Here is a 15,810-nt window from a genome sequence, read left to right on the forward strand (position 1 = left end):
GAATATTCTATGAATCCACATCAACAGCACATCGTTGATTTGCATGAAAAAGGAGAATTACAGCATGCTCAGTTTGATCATTTTGTAGAGCTGTTGCCTGTGATGAATAAGATTGAAAATCAATGGTTATATCTCAATGTGAAGAAATGGGAACAGAATCCGCTGGCTACACCTATTTATTATTTTAATGAAGATTGGCTCAATGAATTGGAGTATCAAGGCGGAACCATTACGAATGCTCGTGAGGATATTTTTCCGGATTGGGTGGATGATCATGCGATACAGACATGGTTAGAATTAGCGACGTTTGAAGATATTATTGATATTTTGAGCAATACCGGGCAGACACCAACACCTGAAATGATGGTGATTGCGATTAATTATTATTATGAATACGATGCTTTTCTAGAATATGATGACGTGGTCGCTAGAATAGATAATCATTAATATTATTGAAGGAGTTGTATGGTATGAGTGAGTCAGATACATATCGGTTTCAAGTAAATCTTAGTGGAATGATCAATATTTTATCCAATCATTTGTATAGTAATCCTAAAGTGTTTTTACGTGAAGTATTGCAGAATGCAGTTGATGCTGTAACCGCTCGTTCTCAGCAAGATCCTACGTATCAAGGAAGTATCCATCTTGAATTAACCGGTTCAGGTGCTGGGTCGACATTGATGATCGAAGACGATGGAATTGGCTTAACTAGAGAAGATGTGCATGAGTTTTTGGCAATGATCGGTCAATCGTCTAAGCGTGGTGGAGCAGATGCGTTTACGCAAGAAACCTCATTTATCGGACGATTCGGGATTGGATTATTATCTTGTTTTATGGTCAGTGATGAGATTGTGATGGTGACTCAATCTGCCAAAGGTGGCAAAGCGCTAGAATGGCGTGGTAATCCAGATGGTACATATCATATTCGTGAGTTAGAGACAGAGTTATCTCCAGGAACCAAAGTATATTTACGTTGTAAGCCTGATTGTGAAATGTATTATGAATCGGAGTTGTTACAACAATGGATCTATGATTATGGTGCGCTATTGCCATACCCGATTACATTCCGTGATGAACAGACTCAGCGTATTGTGAACGATCAGCGTCCGTTATGGTTAGATGATCCAGAGCGAGCACGTGGTCATCGTGAAGAAGTATTGCAATTGGGACAACGTTTACTAGGAGAGAAATTTCAAGATTATATCCCTTTGAAGACTGCTTCTGGACGCACAGGTGGAATTGCGTTTATTTTGCCACACTCGGTCAATCTGAATGTTAAAAAATCCAATCGTGTGTATCTCAAATATATGTTGGTGTCAGAAAAAGCAGAAAACATTTTGCCAGACTGGGCGTTTTTTGTGAAAAGTATCATCTGGACCGATGAGTTACAGCCGACAGCATCTCGTGAACATTTTTATGAAAATGAGAAGCTGGAACAAGTACGTCAGGAGTTAGGAGATAGTATTCGTGCTGAATTGTTACGGATGGCTGAATACGATCCTGATCGACTACAACGGATTATTCAATTACATGCATTATCGATGAAAGCTCTGGCGGTTGAAGATATATCCTTTTTCCAGATTATTTATCGCTGGTTGCCTTTTGAGACGACATATGGTCGCCGTAAAGTGCATGAATTAATGGCAGATGGACAGAAGATGTATTATACGACAAGTCTGGATGAATATCGTCAGATTACACATGTGGCTTCTGCTCAATCATTGTTAGTGGTCAATGGTGGTTATGTGTATGATGCCGAACTGATTGCTTTACTTCCTGAAGTTTGTGCAGAAGCGCAGACAGAGCGCTTGATTCCAGAAGATGTCTCGCTTGCTTTTACCGATATTACCGCAGATGAACGTAAGCAGTATTATGAGGCTGTTCGCTATGCGGATGTGGCTTTGCAACGATTCCGCTGTCAGATTCAACTTAAACGGTTCAAGCCGGAAGATTTGCCAGCATTATTTACTTTGTCGCAAGAAGCTTCTGATCTGCGCTCGATTGAAACATCCAAATCAGTCAGTCCGCTAGCATTAACTTCGGTCTTGCAGAGCTTAAGTTCTTCGCTACAAGAATCTGCTTATTCGACACTGTATCTGAATATTAACAATTCGGTTGTAGAACGTATTTTCCAAGCCAAAAATGAAAGTATGATCGTTGTGGCTATTGAGATGTTATATGTAAATGCATTAATGATGGGACATTACCCGATGAACAGACAAGAGATGCAAGTATTAAATCAAGGAATTGTTCGCTTTTTGGATTGGGGATTATCGGCGAATAACGATCAAGGAGGACATACGGAATGAATCATCAACCAGAACAGATGAATCCAGATTTTGAAGATATTATGGATCAAGCTTATAGTTTACCAAATGGACGAGCCAAGATTGCTTTATTAGAAGAAGCGATTCGGATTGCAGATAGTCTTGGTGATGTTGAACAGGGCTATAGTGCACGTGAAGAATTAGTAGAAACATGTACTTTTAGCGGTCATCCGATGAAAGCATTAGTGGCATTTTCATGGTTACTTGGACAATTTGATCAACAACCGGATGAATACGATGATTTTACATTATTATGGTCTTACAAATGGATTCTAGATTCGATTGCTTCGTTTCCAGAAATTAACCGGGCACAAATTGAAGAATTGCTAGCTGATATGCGTAGACGTTACGAACAATTCGGATACAGTGAGCGTTCTTATTATTACTATCGCTTTTCACTACTCAAAGATTATGGTGAAGTAGAAGAAGCTCAACAATTTTTGGATAAGACCAAAGCAATGGATCGTGATGAGATGAGCGATTGTGAAGCATGTGAACAACATCAATTCGTAGAGTTTGAAGTGATGAAAGGCAATGACGAGCAGATTATTCGCACAGCTCGACCTATTTTGAGAGGTCGAATGACATGTGGCGAAGTTCCTCATCTGACATTATCGAAAGTGTTAATGCCATTATATCGTCTGGGTAAATTAGAAGAAGCAGAGAAATATCAAAAACAAGGCTATCGCCTGATCAAAGGCAATCGTGACTTTGTACTTCATTCGGGTGAGCATATGTATTACCTGTTAAATATCGATCTTTTGCAGGCTTTGGAAGTATTTGAACAATGGGTTGGATTATCTTTGGATCATGAGAATCCGCGTGATAAGATGATGTTTAATGCGTATGCAGCTGTACTGTTCAAGCGTCTGGTTGCTGATGGCAATGTAAAATCTGTCAAATTACCAGCTGGCTATCCCTATCCAGAAGAAGCTAATGATTTGCCAGCTATAGCGAGTCGTCTAGAACAAATGGCACTAGAAACAGCAGGGCGATTAGATCAGCGCAATGGAAATCGTTATTATACGACTTTGATTCAGCAGTTATAAATCAGGCTGTTATTTACAAGTTAGATACATTCGTTCGTATTGCAGATACATGTTCTCTATATACTAAACCTAACGAATCATTGACAAAGAGGAGAGAACAGAGAATGAATAGGTCTATACGTAAAAATAACGATAACCAACAATGGAGTCGATTGCAGATATCATCAGCTCTATGGAAAATCAGTCTATTGATCGTAGGCTTGATGATCGTAGCAGGGTGTGGTAATTCTCAGCAACAAGCAACACCTACAACTTCTGGATCCACGACTCCATCCGACAATAATATTGTAGAACCGTCCGTCACAGCGTCTACGCAGGCGACAGCAGAGACACAATCGTCAGAAGAAACTATTCCCGAACAGTCAACCCAAAGTGAAGATACAGACGATACGGATACCTTTTCAGGAACAACAATTCTCAAAGCTGCTAAAGAAGGCACATTGCCTGATTTGCCTAAAGGTCTAGTATTAGGATCAAGCCGTGAGACATTATTTCAATTAAAAGGGAAGCCAGAATTAGGTGATACGGATGTTCCAATGTTGAGTTATGGTACATTAGATGTGGTTTTCGATGCAAAAGACAACATAGTAGAACTCACTTCAAGCACCGAGCAATATAAGAAGTTAAAAATGAACCGTATTATTACTGAATTAGGCAAGCCTGATGAAATGAACGATACGTCTAAAGATGTAGCTTATACGGCTGAAGCTACGTATCAGCTTGCGAATAAAGAGTTTGCTCAGTACTTTCTTGTCTTTTCGTATAATACTCAATCGCAACAGGTACAATATGTTCGCTTATATGCCAATATCCAGTAATACGCACTAGATCACAGAGGCACTCGTATAGAGTGTCTTTTTGTTTTGGGTATAAAATGATATTATTTATACATATTATGTAAAAAAGGAGTCGATAATAATCTATACACGTATCTTATTACTTGTTGTGATTGTAGTCTCTTTAGCGATCTATAATCATGAAGCAGATCAAGGTGTTTTTCATCTAGGGTTAAAAGACCCTCAGGCTACTATCCAGAAAGCAACCTTTAGCTGTCAGGTTCAATGGAAGAATGATGCATGTATAGATGCTTCTTTTACAAATAAAGATGATTTACAACCCATTATAAAAGCAATACAAGATGCTCGACCGGTAGAAGGGATACTTGATACGGCTACTGAGTATGATTTAGAGTTACTTTATGCAGATGAGACAGTGTATCATTATTCGCTTTCGTTAGGATTTGAACATAATGCACGGACTGAAGGATTAATCATTGATCGTTCTAATGATCATCAAGGTTATAGACTGTCCAATACAGATACGAATCAATTAAGAAATAGAATTCTTCAAAGTGCTACTTTTTCAGAAGGATTACCCAAGCCTACTGTACAATCAGAAGGACAAGAAATGGCTGTTTATTGGGGAGCTTATTGCTCTTCTAGTTGGAATCAGCAGACATATTCGGTAGAAAATGTTTGTGCTATACCACAGGCACCTGAGATATTAAATCAGGCGATCCAGAGCCAGGCGATTTCACTAACTCCTCAATCACAAATAAAAGTCGACTTTCCTATTAAGCCTGCTAAAATAGAAGTATACATGGTAAAAAATGGAGAACATTTTCCAGTAGAGATAGATACTAATGGAAAATGTCGAGTTTCTGAACAACGTGGTTATGCACAGTATATGATTTCTGCTACATGGAACAAAGATAATCATAGTCAGTATTATTTTGGCGTGCATATTCGTTAAGCTCAAAAAGGATCTTATTTTGTCAAAGGAGGATTTTCAATGAATTATAGTCAACGACTTCAGAATCTGGTGTTGCATTTTCAGACCGAATTGAACCGTATTCCTCAAGACGAATTCAGCGCCAAAGCGCATCCTGCCAAATGGTCTAAAAAAGAAATTGTGGGTCACTTGTGTGATTCGGCTGCGAATAATTATATACGCTTTGTCAAAATAGCTCTGTCGGATTATCCGATTCCACTTGAAGGATATGATCAAGATCGCTGGGTAGAACTGAATGATTATCATAATAGTTATGATCCATATGATGTGATTCAGCTCTGGATCAATCGTAATGTTCAGATTGCTACTGTACTGGCACAGATTCCAGAAGAAGATTATACCAAAGAAGGTATTTTTCCTTCCGGTGAAAGTGCGACACTCGACTGGTTAGCTGCGGATTATATTGAACATATGATTCATCATTTCCGTCAGATTCTTGGTAATGAACGTATTGAGACGATGATTAACCAAAGTAAAAAGTCCAAAGTTGAACATAGTTAAATAAAATAGTATATTCATACAGATCATATTCCTACTGTCATACAGGGATATGATCTATTTGCATTTATTTGATAAGGAAAGTAGGTTATACATACGATGATCTCTGTGATTAAAGAATTGAAAGTAGAGGAACTTGAACCTTTGGTGCTCCAAAGTGAACAAGAAGGATTTAGACATATCCGTCGATTGGTTAATGAATATCAGTCAGGAGAAAATACATTTTCAGGTCAAGGCGAAGTACTATATATTGCCCACGAACAAGAGCAGATTGTCGGTGTCATCGGACTGAATCAAGATCCTTTTTCCGATCAATCTACAGGTCGTGTACGCCGATTGTATGTTCATCCAGACTATCGTCATCTAGGAATTGGTACGCAATTGGTGCAAAAAGTGACTTCTGAAGCAAACAAGTTCTATAATATACTGGTACTGCGTGCAGATAGTGAGCAATCCAGTCAGTTCTATCTAGCGCTAGGATTTAAGCCGGATTCTTATGATCCACATCGTACTCATTACAAAGTATTATAATGTTCTCACATGTATAGGAGCTGATTCTGTTTTGCCGAAACAAAGAAAAAAATGGATTTTGATATTGATCTTTTTTGCACTGATTTTGAGTATGGTGGCTACTGTCCCAAGTGAAAAGTCTTATAATCAATGGTTAGCCACTCAATACAATCTAAAGTGTACAAGTGATACAGTAACGAGAGATTGTAGTATTAATGGACAAGCGATTGAACGGAAAGACAAAACAGAACGTCATTTGTTTCTTTATAAAAAAACGACAGATGAATACTCGACCAATAAAGGAAATTTGACGATCAAATCGTTAGGAATATTTGGTCATTACTTTGATATATCTTCCTCATAAAGCTGTATATATTAGAGCGTTTACACTGCGTTGATATTTTCTATTTTTATTTACAAAAATCTGGATTGACAACGATAGTTCTCCCCCTTAAAATGACGATAAGCCACATAGGCGAAGTTGAAATGAAGAGAGGGGACTATCATGCTGCAAGTCATCCGTAGAGTGCTGGAATGGTTGTTTGTCGATAACAAACAGGTATATCAATTCAGTGATGTGTTTTGTGAAGATAGCGGGTTTGTCGTCTATATTCCTGAACAGAAATAGCAGGTAGTCTATAATCGTCTTATCGATCGATAAGCCATATGATTTTTTTGAAAATCAGCCGCAAGCATAGATGAGTGATCATCTAAGTGTTGCGGCTTTTGTAATGCTTTCTAAACATACGTATAATGAAGATATATTTAACCTACTCATATACAGAAGGGGATTATGTACATGTCAGAATTACAAAAAGCTACATTTGCCGGAGGATGTTTCTGGTGCATGGTTACTCCATTCGAAGAATTACCAGGTATTCATGGAATCGTATCTGGATATACAGGTGGACATATCAAAAATCCAACGTACGAACAAGTCAAAACAGGCAATACCGGTCATTATGAAGTCGTTGAAATTACATTTGATCCGTCATTATTTGCTTACGAGAAATTGTTAGAATTGTACTGGCCACAGACCGATCCAACCGATGATGGCGGACAGTTCCAAGATCGTGGAACACAGTATCGTACCGCTATTTTTTATCATAATGAAGAACAGCAAGAATTAGCACTTCAGTCCAAAGTAGAACTGGCAGCAAGTGGTCGATTTACACAACCGATTGTCACTGAAATTTTGCCTGCATCTGTGTTCTATCCAGCTGAAGAATATCATCAAGATTATCACAAAAAGAATCCAAAACATTATAAAGAAGATCGTGAGCAATCCGGTCGGGACGAATTTATTGATAGCAACTGGCAACAGTCTTAAAATAGCAAGAGTAAAGGAGAATAGACAATGAAAAAGTTACGTTCACTGTTTGGTAAAAAGTCAGATGACACGACTGAATCTCATGAAGAGTCTACACCAAAGACTTCCACTTCTCCAACAGAGTCTGCTACAGAACCACAGAAAGTGAATCTAGCCAATCCTGAATTTCAAGAAATGGATCGGCTGCGTGAATTGTTTCAACAAGAGAAATTTAGTGAAGTTTTGCAAGAAGTTGAACCTTATCGTTCCTCTTTAGATACGTATGTGGTGAAAGAAGCGTATGGTTTGACTGCTTTGTCTTATTTTCGATTAGAGCAATATGAACAAGCACGAGCTACATTTGAATGGTTATGCAATGAGTATGGAGATATCAATGATTGGTTTAATTTAATGACTTCGGCTATTCTGGCAGGTAAAATCGATCAGGGCATGGAAGCTTATACACAAGCCAAAGAATTACGTGCACACGCTGAAAATGATGAAGGTGTACCTATTCCGCAGATGATGTACTATGCTTGCCGTGCACTTGCAGATGCTAAGGAATATGATCGTGCATTTAAAGTATTAAATGAATTAGTTGATATCCATAAGCAACTTCATATTACAGATGACACGTTCTTATATATGCGTGGAGTGCCTATGTTACCTCATACGATGGAAGCCGCCAAAATTATTTTGACAGCTCGCAAAGATAAAATGGATATTGATACATGGTTTGCGATGTTAGATGCTTCGCTAGATGAAGAAGGCAGAGAAATAGCACGACAGACCAAACAGCAAATTATAGCTGTTCAATAAGGAGCAAAGGTGGATGAGCTATATCACTGAACTAAGAGCAGTTGTAGGAAGCAGACCTCTTATTATGGCTGGTGCTACTGTTATATTAGTAAATGATCAACAACAGATCCTTTTGCAAAAGCGTGTAGATAATCATTGCTGGGGATTACCCGGTGGAAGTATGGAACTTGGCGAGACATTAGAACAAGTCGCTAAGCGAGAACTAGAAGAAGAAACAGGTTTGGTAGCTGTGCATTTGCAGCTACTGGATATCTTCTCCGGCCCTGATCTATATTATCAATATCCGCATGGGGATGAAGTCTATAATGTTGTAGCAGCTTACGTATGTAGAGAGTATACAGGTTCACTTCAAGCGCAATGTTCTGAAGTCCAAGAATTACAATTTTTTGACCTTTTTGTATTACCACAGATGATCAATCCACCTGATCGTCCTATTATTCAATCTTTTACGCAATCATTTCTAGGAAGTGATCGTGATGCTGTCACCGAAAGGAATCCAAACGATTGAAAAAAACCATTATCGTATTGTTGCTTATTGTATTGGTTGGATGTGAAAATCAGTCTACTCCCACACAACCGGTAACAGCTAAAGTCATTCGAACACCTGATCGACCTGTAACCAATACTACTGAGGCACCCACTTCAGAAAAAGGATTAACCACAGATCTGATCGAACAGTATGAAGCCAAAGAAGCTACAAAAAAAGCGAAAAAACAACAGAAAATGATCCAATTACATGTTGTACCGAATACCGATGCTGAATATCAAAAGTTACAAGCACAGACATGGGATAATATCGTTATCGCGAAAGTGAATATAAATCAGCAAAAAGTAAGTACCGTGCGAACATGGATCGATCATTATCGTAATGGACAGTTCAAAGAACAAATGCTGTATAACAATTTTGCTATTCCAGACGGAGAAAAAGAAATGTCGATTAGCTCTTATTCTAAAAGAGAAGATAATCGCCATGAGACGGTTGTGATTATGATTCAAGTGGGATTAAATTCTACCAGCTTAGAGTATACATATCTTCCAGTACATGCTTCTACATCCATGTCGAGTACCTTGTTGGATCAGCGATCAATTCCGATCAATACGACGGTTGATCTTTCTATGCGTGTCAACAATGATGGTCAACACACTATGACAAGTAGCAATCTAGCTGAAACGATCAAAAATAACAAAGAAGTATTTGTGTTACGTGCCAAATGGGTGGGGTTGTCCAAATGAATCATTCCCACCTATAATGAACAAGTCATCCGTAGAACGATGATGTAGAGGGGTTATTTATATTTTAGACAGAAAAGAGATGATCGTATGGCGTTAAACAATCCAGCACTTAGTGAAAAAGCATTTTCGGATTTTAAAGAAAGTGATTTTAAAGCAGGAGCAATGACGGTTGGCGGTACTGTTGGAAAAACAATGGTACTTCTTGCTTTGCTAATGGTTGCAGCAGTGTACACATGGTATTTGTATTATCAAGGACAAGATGTGACTGGTTTTCTGATCGTAGGTTTGATCGGTAGTCTGGTGACTTCGCTAATTACTATTTTTTTCAAAAGAGCAGCCTTTGTAACAGCACCTTTATATGTGATTTTGAATGGATTAATGTTAGGGGCAATCTCGGCGTGGACAGATTATAGTTATCCGGGAATTGTTATCAATGCGATTCTGATTACGGTAGGGACATTATTCTTGATGTTAGCGATCTATACACTACGTATTATCAAAGTCACACCAGGATTTACACTTGGCATCGTGATTTGTACGGCTTCAATTGCACTTGTTTATCTGATTGATATTATTTTAGGATTTTTTGGAATCAGTGTACCGTTTATTCATGAAACCGGTTGGATCGGCATCGGGATTAGCTTATTTATCGTAGCGATTGCTGCACTGAACTTATTGCTAGACTTTCACTTCATTGAGACTGAAGCTCAATCAGGTGCACCTAAGTATATGGAATGGTATGCAGCCTTTGGTCTAATGGTGACCTTGATCTGGTTGTATATGGAAATTCTACGTTTGTTATCTAAGCTGAATAGTCGTAACTAACGGGTAGGTAAATCTAAAGTCTTGTTCCTGATCGTAGGAGCAAGACTTTTTGTATTGTTCAGTTGAATGAAAGAGCGAACACCTTTATACTAAATCAAACCCATTATGGGTAGTGCCCAATTATTTATATAGTGCTATAAGGAACAGATATGGAGGAGTGATGTGATGATATTAGAGGTAGCTATTTTACAAGTAAAAGCAGGTCAAACCGAAGATTTTGAGCAAAGTTTCCGTCAAGCTTCTCAGATTATATCTGGTATGAAAGGGTACATATCACATGAGTTACAATGTTGCCTTGAAGTTGACAATCAATACATATTGTTAGTCCGTTGGCAGACACTAGACGATCATACCGAAGGATTCCGCGGATCAGCAGAATATCAGGAGTGGAAGCAATTACTTCATCATTACTATGATCCGTTCCCGACGGTACATCATTATGAAATCGTAGAATCTTCTCAATCCCTATAATCGAAGGAGTGTTATATCTATGGTTCGTATAGAACAAGTTCTACCTATTGATCAGCATTTGAGAAGATTAATTCAGGCATTAGATGAAGATCTACTACAGCGGTATGATGAAGAAAATATTTATACAATTGATCTGGATTATCCTGATACCCTTAAAATGACTTTTATGGTTGCTTATGTAGATGATACACCGGCAGGTTGTGGTGCTATTCGTTCGTTGGATGCAGACAGTGTAGAATTGAAACGATTTTTCGTCGACTCTACATATCGTAGACAAGGGATTGCTGGTAAAATGCTACAAGCATTAGAGCAGAGAGCGATTGAACAGGGTTGTCAATGGATTCGCTTGGAGACAGGTGCAGAACAATTTGAAGCGACAGCTTTTTATGAACGCAATGGTTATTATCGTATTCCTGTCTTTGCGGATTATAAAGATGATGGTATTAGTTTATGCTATGAGAAAAAGCTTGATTTGGATAAATAAATACTATTCTAGCGCTTTACCTGAACTTTACACAATACAGACTCCACGCTAACAATCATCGCCTATATTTAAATCGATGGGTATGACACGCCATACATAGCGTAATCGCGACAAGGAGCAGATGAAATGTTGAAGAACATAGGTAAAACGGCTTTATTGATGGCAGGAATCAGTATTACAGCAGCGGTAGCGAGTCCGCTGGTACATGCAGCAGAAGGTTCATCCGTTCCGCTTAGACAATCGATCGAGGCTATAGGCGGCAAAATGTACTGGGACGGAGAAGATAAAGCAGCCTTTTTCCAATTGAAAAATGGAATTACAGGTTCGATTACAGTGGGTGAGAAGAAATACCGACTGGCTGGCAAAAGTGGCGTATTGGAACAAGCTGCTCATTTACAACAGGGAGCTACCTATATTCCACAAAGCTTGCTGACAATGATCACTGCTGAAAATGCCAAATTCAATGATCCTGCTGATGCTATCCCTGTATTTTCGGTTCAGCCTACAGGCGAGACAGCTGCTGTAGAATCAGGTGAAGATGCAGCAGATGATCCAGCGATCTGGCTTGATCCATCCAACGCAGCCAACAGCAAGATTATTGCTACGAACAAAGGCGGAGGCATGTTGGTCTATGATCTGAAAGGCAAAGAGTTACAATCTTATCCTACAGGTAAAATGAACAATACCGACCTTCGTTACGATTTTCCATTGAACGGTAAAAAAGTGGATATTGTTGGTGCGACCAATCGTTCAAGCAATACGATTGATATCTTTTCGTTTAATGGTCAAACAGGCGCACTTCAAAATATCCTTGCTACACCAATCAAATCCAAAATGGGTGAAGTATACGGATTTAGCTTGTACCATAGTGTAAAAACAAACAAATACTATGCGCTTGTTTTGGGTAAAGAAGGCGAATTCGAACAATATGAATTAATGGATAATGGTAAAGGCAAAGTAAAAGGATCATTAGTGCGTCAATTCAAGCTGGATACGCAATCAGAAGGTATGGTTGCTGATGATGAATATGGCACATTATATATTGCTGAAGAAGATGCAGCGATCTGGAAATACAGTGCAGAGCCTGATGGTGGTACCAAAGCTTTAGGCACAGTTGATGTTGCAGATGGTCGTCGTCTCCATGATGATATCGAAGGGTTAACCCTTTATTATGGTGCAGATGGAACAGGTTACTTGATGGCTTCAAGTCAAGGTAATAATACGTATGCTGTCTATGATCGCCAGAATAACAATTCATACATCGCTAACTTTACGATTAACGATGGCAAAGGTATCGATGGCACGACAGAAACCGATGGTATTGATGTATTAGGTGCGAATATGGGTAGCCAGTATCCGTATGGTGTATTTATTGCTCAAGATGATGAGAATTTGCAAAATGGCAAAAAGCTTAATCAAAACTTCAAGCTTGTGCCATGGCAGTCGATTGATGCAGGTCTACATGAAGGTGTAGAGATGACGACCAACACTAGCCTTGATCCGCGAAAATTAGAAAATCGTCAATGAGGTATACATGTATCGCTATACACTAATTTATTAAATAGTTGTAGGCTTTATTTCTACACATACAGACAAAAGTATCTTTTAAGATGCTGTTGTCTGTATTTTTTTTATATTATCTATACCCATTTCTCTTCAAAGCAGATATAATCTTCAAATATAAAAAAAGATAGGAGTGAGGAACCGTGTGGGGAATCGAACATTATTGGATTTTTATTTTGTCTAGTATTTTGCTCAATATAACACCGGGCAGTGATACGATTTATATTTTAAGTCGTAGTATTTTTCAAGGGAAAAAGGCAGGGATCATGTCAGTATATGGTATTGTCTCAGGTTCATTAGTACATACATTACTTGCGGGTCTTGGACTCTCTCTTATTCTTATGCAATCTGCGCTTGCTTTTAATATTGTTAAATGGATTGGGGCTGCCTATCTGATCTGGTTGGGTGTTCGTTCGATTATGGCTCGGCACGAAGATAACCCATCGATGCAAGCTGTAGAGTCACAAAGCAATCGTAAAGTGTATTTGCAAGGCATGATGACCAATGTACTGAATCCCAAAGTTGCGCTGTTTTATTTAGCGTTTATCCCTCAATTTGTCAGCCCTGAACAGACGTATGGAGCGGTTCCTTTTATCCTGCTCGGACTTACTTTTAGCACGACCGGAATACTATGGTGTATGTTATTGGTTCTGTTTTCTAGTAAAATGGCAAAGCGTCTTCAATCCAGTCGTATCTCTACATATATGAACAAGATTACAGGTAGTATTTTTATATTATTAGGTCTGAATCTGTTACGTACTTCGCGTAATGTTTCATCGTAATTCTTTATCATTTTGAAAAAAATAAAGCCGTCTCTACCTACATAGGAGAGATGGCTTTATTTGGATGTCACGGATTGAGTAGATAGGTGTGCGTTTAGCCAATGAATCACATTTGCAGTCACTTCATCACGATTGGTATCATTTAGCGTCTCATGTCGGCTGTCTGGATACAAATCGAGCTTCACATCTTCTAACCCCAACTGAAGATATTGTTGATACAACTGCTTGACCCCTTTACCATATTGTCCGACAGGATCACGTTCACCGCTAAATAAATACACAGGCTTATTCGGTGGAATACGCTTCATATGATCGGGTTGGTGAATCTCTAACAACAATTCAAAAAAGTGAACATAAAAACGAACAGAAGGTAACTTTCCGCAAAGTGGATCATTCATAAATAAAGATACTTCTTCAGGATCACGTGATAACCAATCAAACGTTTTACGTGGACGTGGGAGCCCTTTATTGTATGAAGCAAACACAATGATATTTAACAATAGACTACGATGTACTTGTCCACGCAGTCGTTGCTGAAGATGAGCAATCTGCTTACCTACACGGAGTAGATTACGCTTTCCATTTGTACCGGACAACATAAATCCATCATACAGATCAGGTTGCTCATACATCACCTTTTGAATAATAAAAGAACCCATACTATGTCCCATAATGAAAAGAGGCATATTCGGATGATGATCTCGAATCCACTCAGATAATTGCATCACATTCTGAGTCATCCAATAAAATCCGTTATCTCCTGGATCGCCTAAATATTCAGGCCCTGAAGCCGTTAATCCATGTCCACGTTGATCATGAGCATAGACTATAAATCCTTGCTCGGTTAGCGATTCTGCGAATCGTTTGTACCGTTTGGCAGTTTCAGACATGCCATGAGTAATCTGAACAATCCCGCGTAAAGGTCGATGATTCTGATCATCTTCTGGAAGCCATTCATATACATGGACAGCTACATTTTCAGGATCGGTCATTTTAAATGTACGTTCTAGCATCGTATTCCTCCTTGCAAATAACCTGTACAAATCTACATAATTGATGTAGATCTGTACAGGTCTATTGTTGTCTAACTTGGAACCTATAATCTAACTAATGTTAACCATTTATTCCCATTATTGAATCAAAGCTAACTAGAACTGTTCTGTCTTTTTAAGGCAAATAAGAACGAATAACCGTGCAATGACCATCTAATGTGTAGTCGCCTAGATTAGCAGGTAATAAGAAACATTGTCCACCTTTGACAGGAACACTTTCATTGCCCCATGCAATCGAACCTTCACCATCAGCGATGACTAGAATAGTAAAACTTTCTGCGGTTGTTGATAATGACCAAGCACCATCTACGACCCCTTTTTCAACAATAAAGTAAGGAGAAGCAGCGAGTTCTAACCATTCTCCAGCTGCAAGACCATCTGTTTTCATCGTCGTTGCGCCAGCGCCTTCATAAGCGATGACATTGAGTGAATCTTCAATATGGAGCTCACGAGGTTTACCATCTAATCCAGGACGATCATAATCGTATAAACGATACGTTGTATCTGAATTTTGTTGGATTTCAGCAACCAGTACTCCTGCGCACAAAGCATGTACAGTACCGGCAGGAATATAGAATGTATCGCCTGCTTCTACCGAAACCTCTTGCAATGTATCTGTAATTTTATTATTTTCTATCGCTTCTGCTAAGGATTCACGAGTCACGCCTTCTTTAAGACCGTAAATGATCTTAGCACCAGGCTTCGCCGCAAGCACATACCACATTTCTGTTTTGCCGAGTTCCCCTTTAGGAAGCCCTGCATAATCATCTGTAGGATGAACCTGAACAGAAAGGTCGTCATTACAATCCAATAGTTTGATCAATAATGGAAAACGTCCGTTGACTTCAGATACACCTTTGGTACCGAACCAATCGCGTCCGAATCGTTGTCCAAGTTCAGTTAAGCTTACACCATCTAATTCGCCACCGATAACAGAAGTGGTACCATTCGGGTGATCTGCGATCATCCAGCCTTCACCGATCACGCCTTCAGGAATATCCCAGCCAAATTGTTCAAGGGCACGTCCGCCCCACACACGTTCTTTAAATTCCGGTTGAAATTGAAGCGGGTATGGATTAGTCATTATTATCTCTCCT

General features: G+C 39.0%; 20 protein-coding genes. 18 read left to right on the forward strand and 2 right to left on the reverse strand.

Annotated features, from left to right (window positions below):
- The first annotated feature begins 9 nt into the window (after positions 1-9).
- The 18 genes from PO903_RS11790 to PO903_RS11875 all read left to right on the forward strand — a co-directional run bounded on the left by PO903_RS11790 (position 10) and on the right by PO903_RS11875 (position 13,661).
- Complete coding sequence (locus tag PO903_RS11790; protein WP_273593510.1) at positions 10-447, forward strand: DUF7716 domain-containing protein; 438 nt, start codon at positions 10-12, stop codon at positions 445-447.
- Positions 448-470: 23 nt separating this feature from the next.
- Positions 471-2,309: an HSP90 family protein gene (locus PO903_RS11795; RefSeq protein WP_273593511.1), complete on the forward strand. Its 1,839-nt coding sequence runs from the start codon at positions 471-473 to the stop codon at positions 2,307-2,309.
- Positions 2,306-3,376 carry a hypothetical protein gene (locus PO903_RS11800; RefSeq protein ID WP_273593512.1) on the forward strand — a complete coding sequence of 357 codons (1,071 nt, stop codon included), beginning with the start codon at positions 2,306-2,308 and terminating at the stop codon, positions 3,374-3,376. Before PO903_RS11795 ends, PO903_RS11800 begins: the two co-directional genes overlap by 4 nt.
- Before the next feature lie 104 nt (positions 3,377-3,480).
- Complete coding sequence (locus tag PO903_RS11805) at positions 3,481-4,194, forward strand: DUF4309 domain-containing protein (RefSeq protein ID WP_273593513.1); 714 nt, start codon at positions 3,481-3,483, stop codon at positions 4,192-4,194.
- Positions 4,195-4,321: 127 nt separating this feature from the next.
- A complete protein-coding gene (locus PO903_RS11810) occupies positions 4,322-5,128 on the forward strand; it encodes a YhfM domain-containing protein (RefSeq protein WP_273593514.1) in 807 nt (268 codons plus the stop codon).
- Between the two features lie 39 nt (positions 5,129-5,167).
- Entirely contained in the window at positions 5,168-5,668 is a 501-nt protein-coding gene (locus PO903_RS11815; protein WP_273593515.1) for a DinB family protein, read from the forward strand.
- A gap of 96 nt (positions 5,669-5,764) precedes the next feature.
- Positions 5,765-6,196 (forward strand): GNAT family N-acetyltransferase, encoded by a 432-nt coding sequence (locus tag PO903_RS11820; RefSeq protein WP_273593516.1) that lies wholly within the window; start codon positions 5,765-5,767, stop codon positions 6,194-6,196.
- Between the two features lie 31 nt (positions 6,197-6,227).
- Positions 6,228-6,539 (forward strand): hypothetical protein, encoded by a 312-nt coding sequence (locus PO903_RS11825; RefSeq protein WP_069327231.1) that lies wholly within the window; start codon positions 6,228-6,230, stop codon positions 6,537-6,539.
- Between the two features lie 141 nt (positions 6,540-6,680).
- A complete protein-coding gene (locus tag PO903_RS11830) occupies positions 6,681-6,803 on the forward strand; it encodes a hypothetical protein (protein ID WP_273593517.1) in 123 nt (40 codons plus the stop codon).
- Positions 6,804-6,974: 171 nt separating this feature from the next.
- On the forward strand, positions 6,975-7,505 hold the full coding sequence (gene msrA, locus PO903_RS11835; RefSeq protein ID WP_069327232.1) for a peptide-methionine (S)-S-oxide reductase MsrA: 531 nt from the start codon (positions 6,975-6,977) through the stop codon (positions 7,503-7,505).
- A gap of 27 nt (positions 7,506-7,532) precedes the next feature.
- Positions 7,533-8,303, forward strand: coding sequence for a tetratricopeptide repeat protein (locus PO903_RS11840; protein ID WP_273593518.1), 771 nt, complete (start codon positions 7,533-7,535; stop codon positions 8,301-8,303).
- A 13-nt stretch (positions 8,304-8,316) separates the two neighbouring features.
- Positions 8,317-8,811: an NUDIX hydrolase gene (locus tag PO903_RS11845; RefSeq protein WP_069327234.1), complete on the forward strand. Its 495-nt coding sequence runs from the start codon at positions 8,317-8,319 to the stop codon at positions 8,809-8,811.
- Positions 8,808-9,536 carry a YgaN family protein gene (locus tag PO903_RS11850; RefSeq protein WP_069327235.1) on the forward strand — a complete coding sequence of 243 codons (729 nt, stop codon included), beginning with the start codon at positions 8,808-8,810 and terminating at the stop codon, positions 9,534-9,536. Before PO903_RS11845 ends, PO903_RS11850 begins: the two co-directional genes overlap by 4 nt.
- A gap of 87 nt (positions 9,537-9,623) precedes the next feature.
- Positions 9,624-10,361: a Bax inhibitor-1/YccA family protein gene (locus PO903_RS11855; RefSeq protein WP_137222195.1), complete on the forward strand. Its 738-nt coding sequence runs from the start codon at positions 9,624-9,626 to the stop codon at positions 10,359-10,361.
- Between the two features lie 165 nt (positions 10,362-10,526).
- A complete protein-coding gene (locus PO903_RS11860) occupies positions 10,527-10,832 on the forward strand; it encodes an antibiotic biosynthesis monooxygenase family protein (RefSeq protein ID WP_273593519.1) in 306 nt (101 codons plus the stop codon).
- Between the two features lie 19 nt (positions 10,833-10,851).
- A complete protein-coding gene (locus PO903_RS11865) occupies positions 10,852-11,316 on the forward strand; it encodes a GNAT family N-acetyltransferase (RefSeq protein ID WP_273593520.1) in 465 nt (154 codons plus the stop codon).
- A gap of 126 nt (positions 11,317-11,442) precedes the next feature.
- On the forward strand, positions 11,443-12,843 hold the full coding sequence (locus tag PO903_RS11870; protein WP_273593521.1) for a phytase: 1,401 nt from the start codon (positions 11,443-11,445) through the stop codon (positions 12,841-12,843).
- A gap of 179 nt (positions 12,844-13,022) precedes the next feature.
- Entirely contained in the window at positions 13,023-13,661 is a 639-nt protein-coding gene (locus tag PO903_RS11875; protein WP_273593522.1) for a LysE family translocator, read from the forward strand.
- A gap of 56 nt (positions 13,662-13,717) precedes the next feature.
- On the opposite strand, the gene PO903_RS11880 is transcribed toward PO903_RS11875, so the two are convergent.
- Complete coding sequence (locus PO903_RS11880; RefSeq protein WP_273593523.1) at positions 13,718-14,674, reverse strand: alpha/beta fold hydrolase; 957 nt, start codon at positions 14,672-14,674, stop codon at positions 13,718-13,720.
- Between the two features lie 154 nt (positions 14,675-14,828).
- Positions 14,829-15,797, reverse strand: coding sequence for a type I phosphomannose isomerase catalytic subunit (locus PO903_RS11885; protein WP_069327240.1), 969 nt, complete (start codon positions 15,795-15,797; stop codon positions 14,829-14,831).
- Positions 15,798-15,810: the final 13 nt, after the last annotated feature.

The organism is Paenibacillus sp. PK4536, assembly GCF_028594455.2.
Taxonomy (GTDB): Bacteria; Bacillota; Bacilli; order Paenibacillales; family Paenibacillaceae; genus Saccharibacillus; species Saccharibacillus nuruki.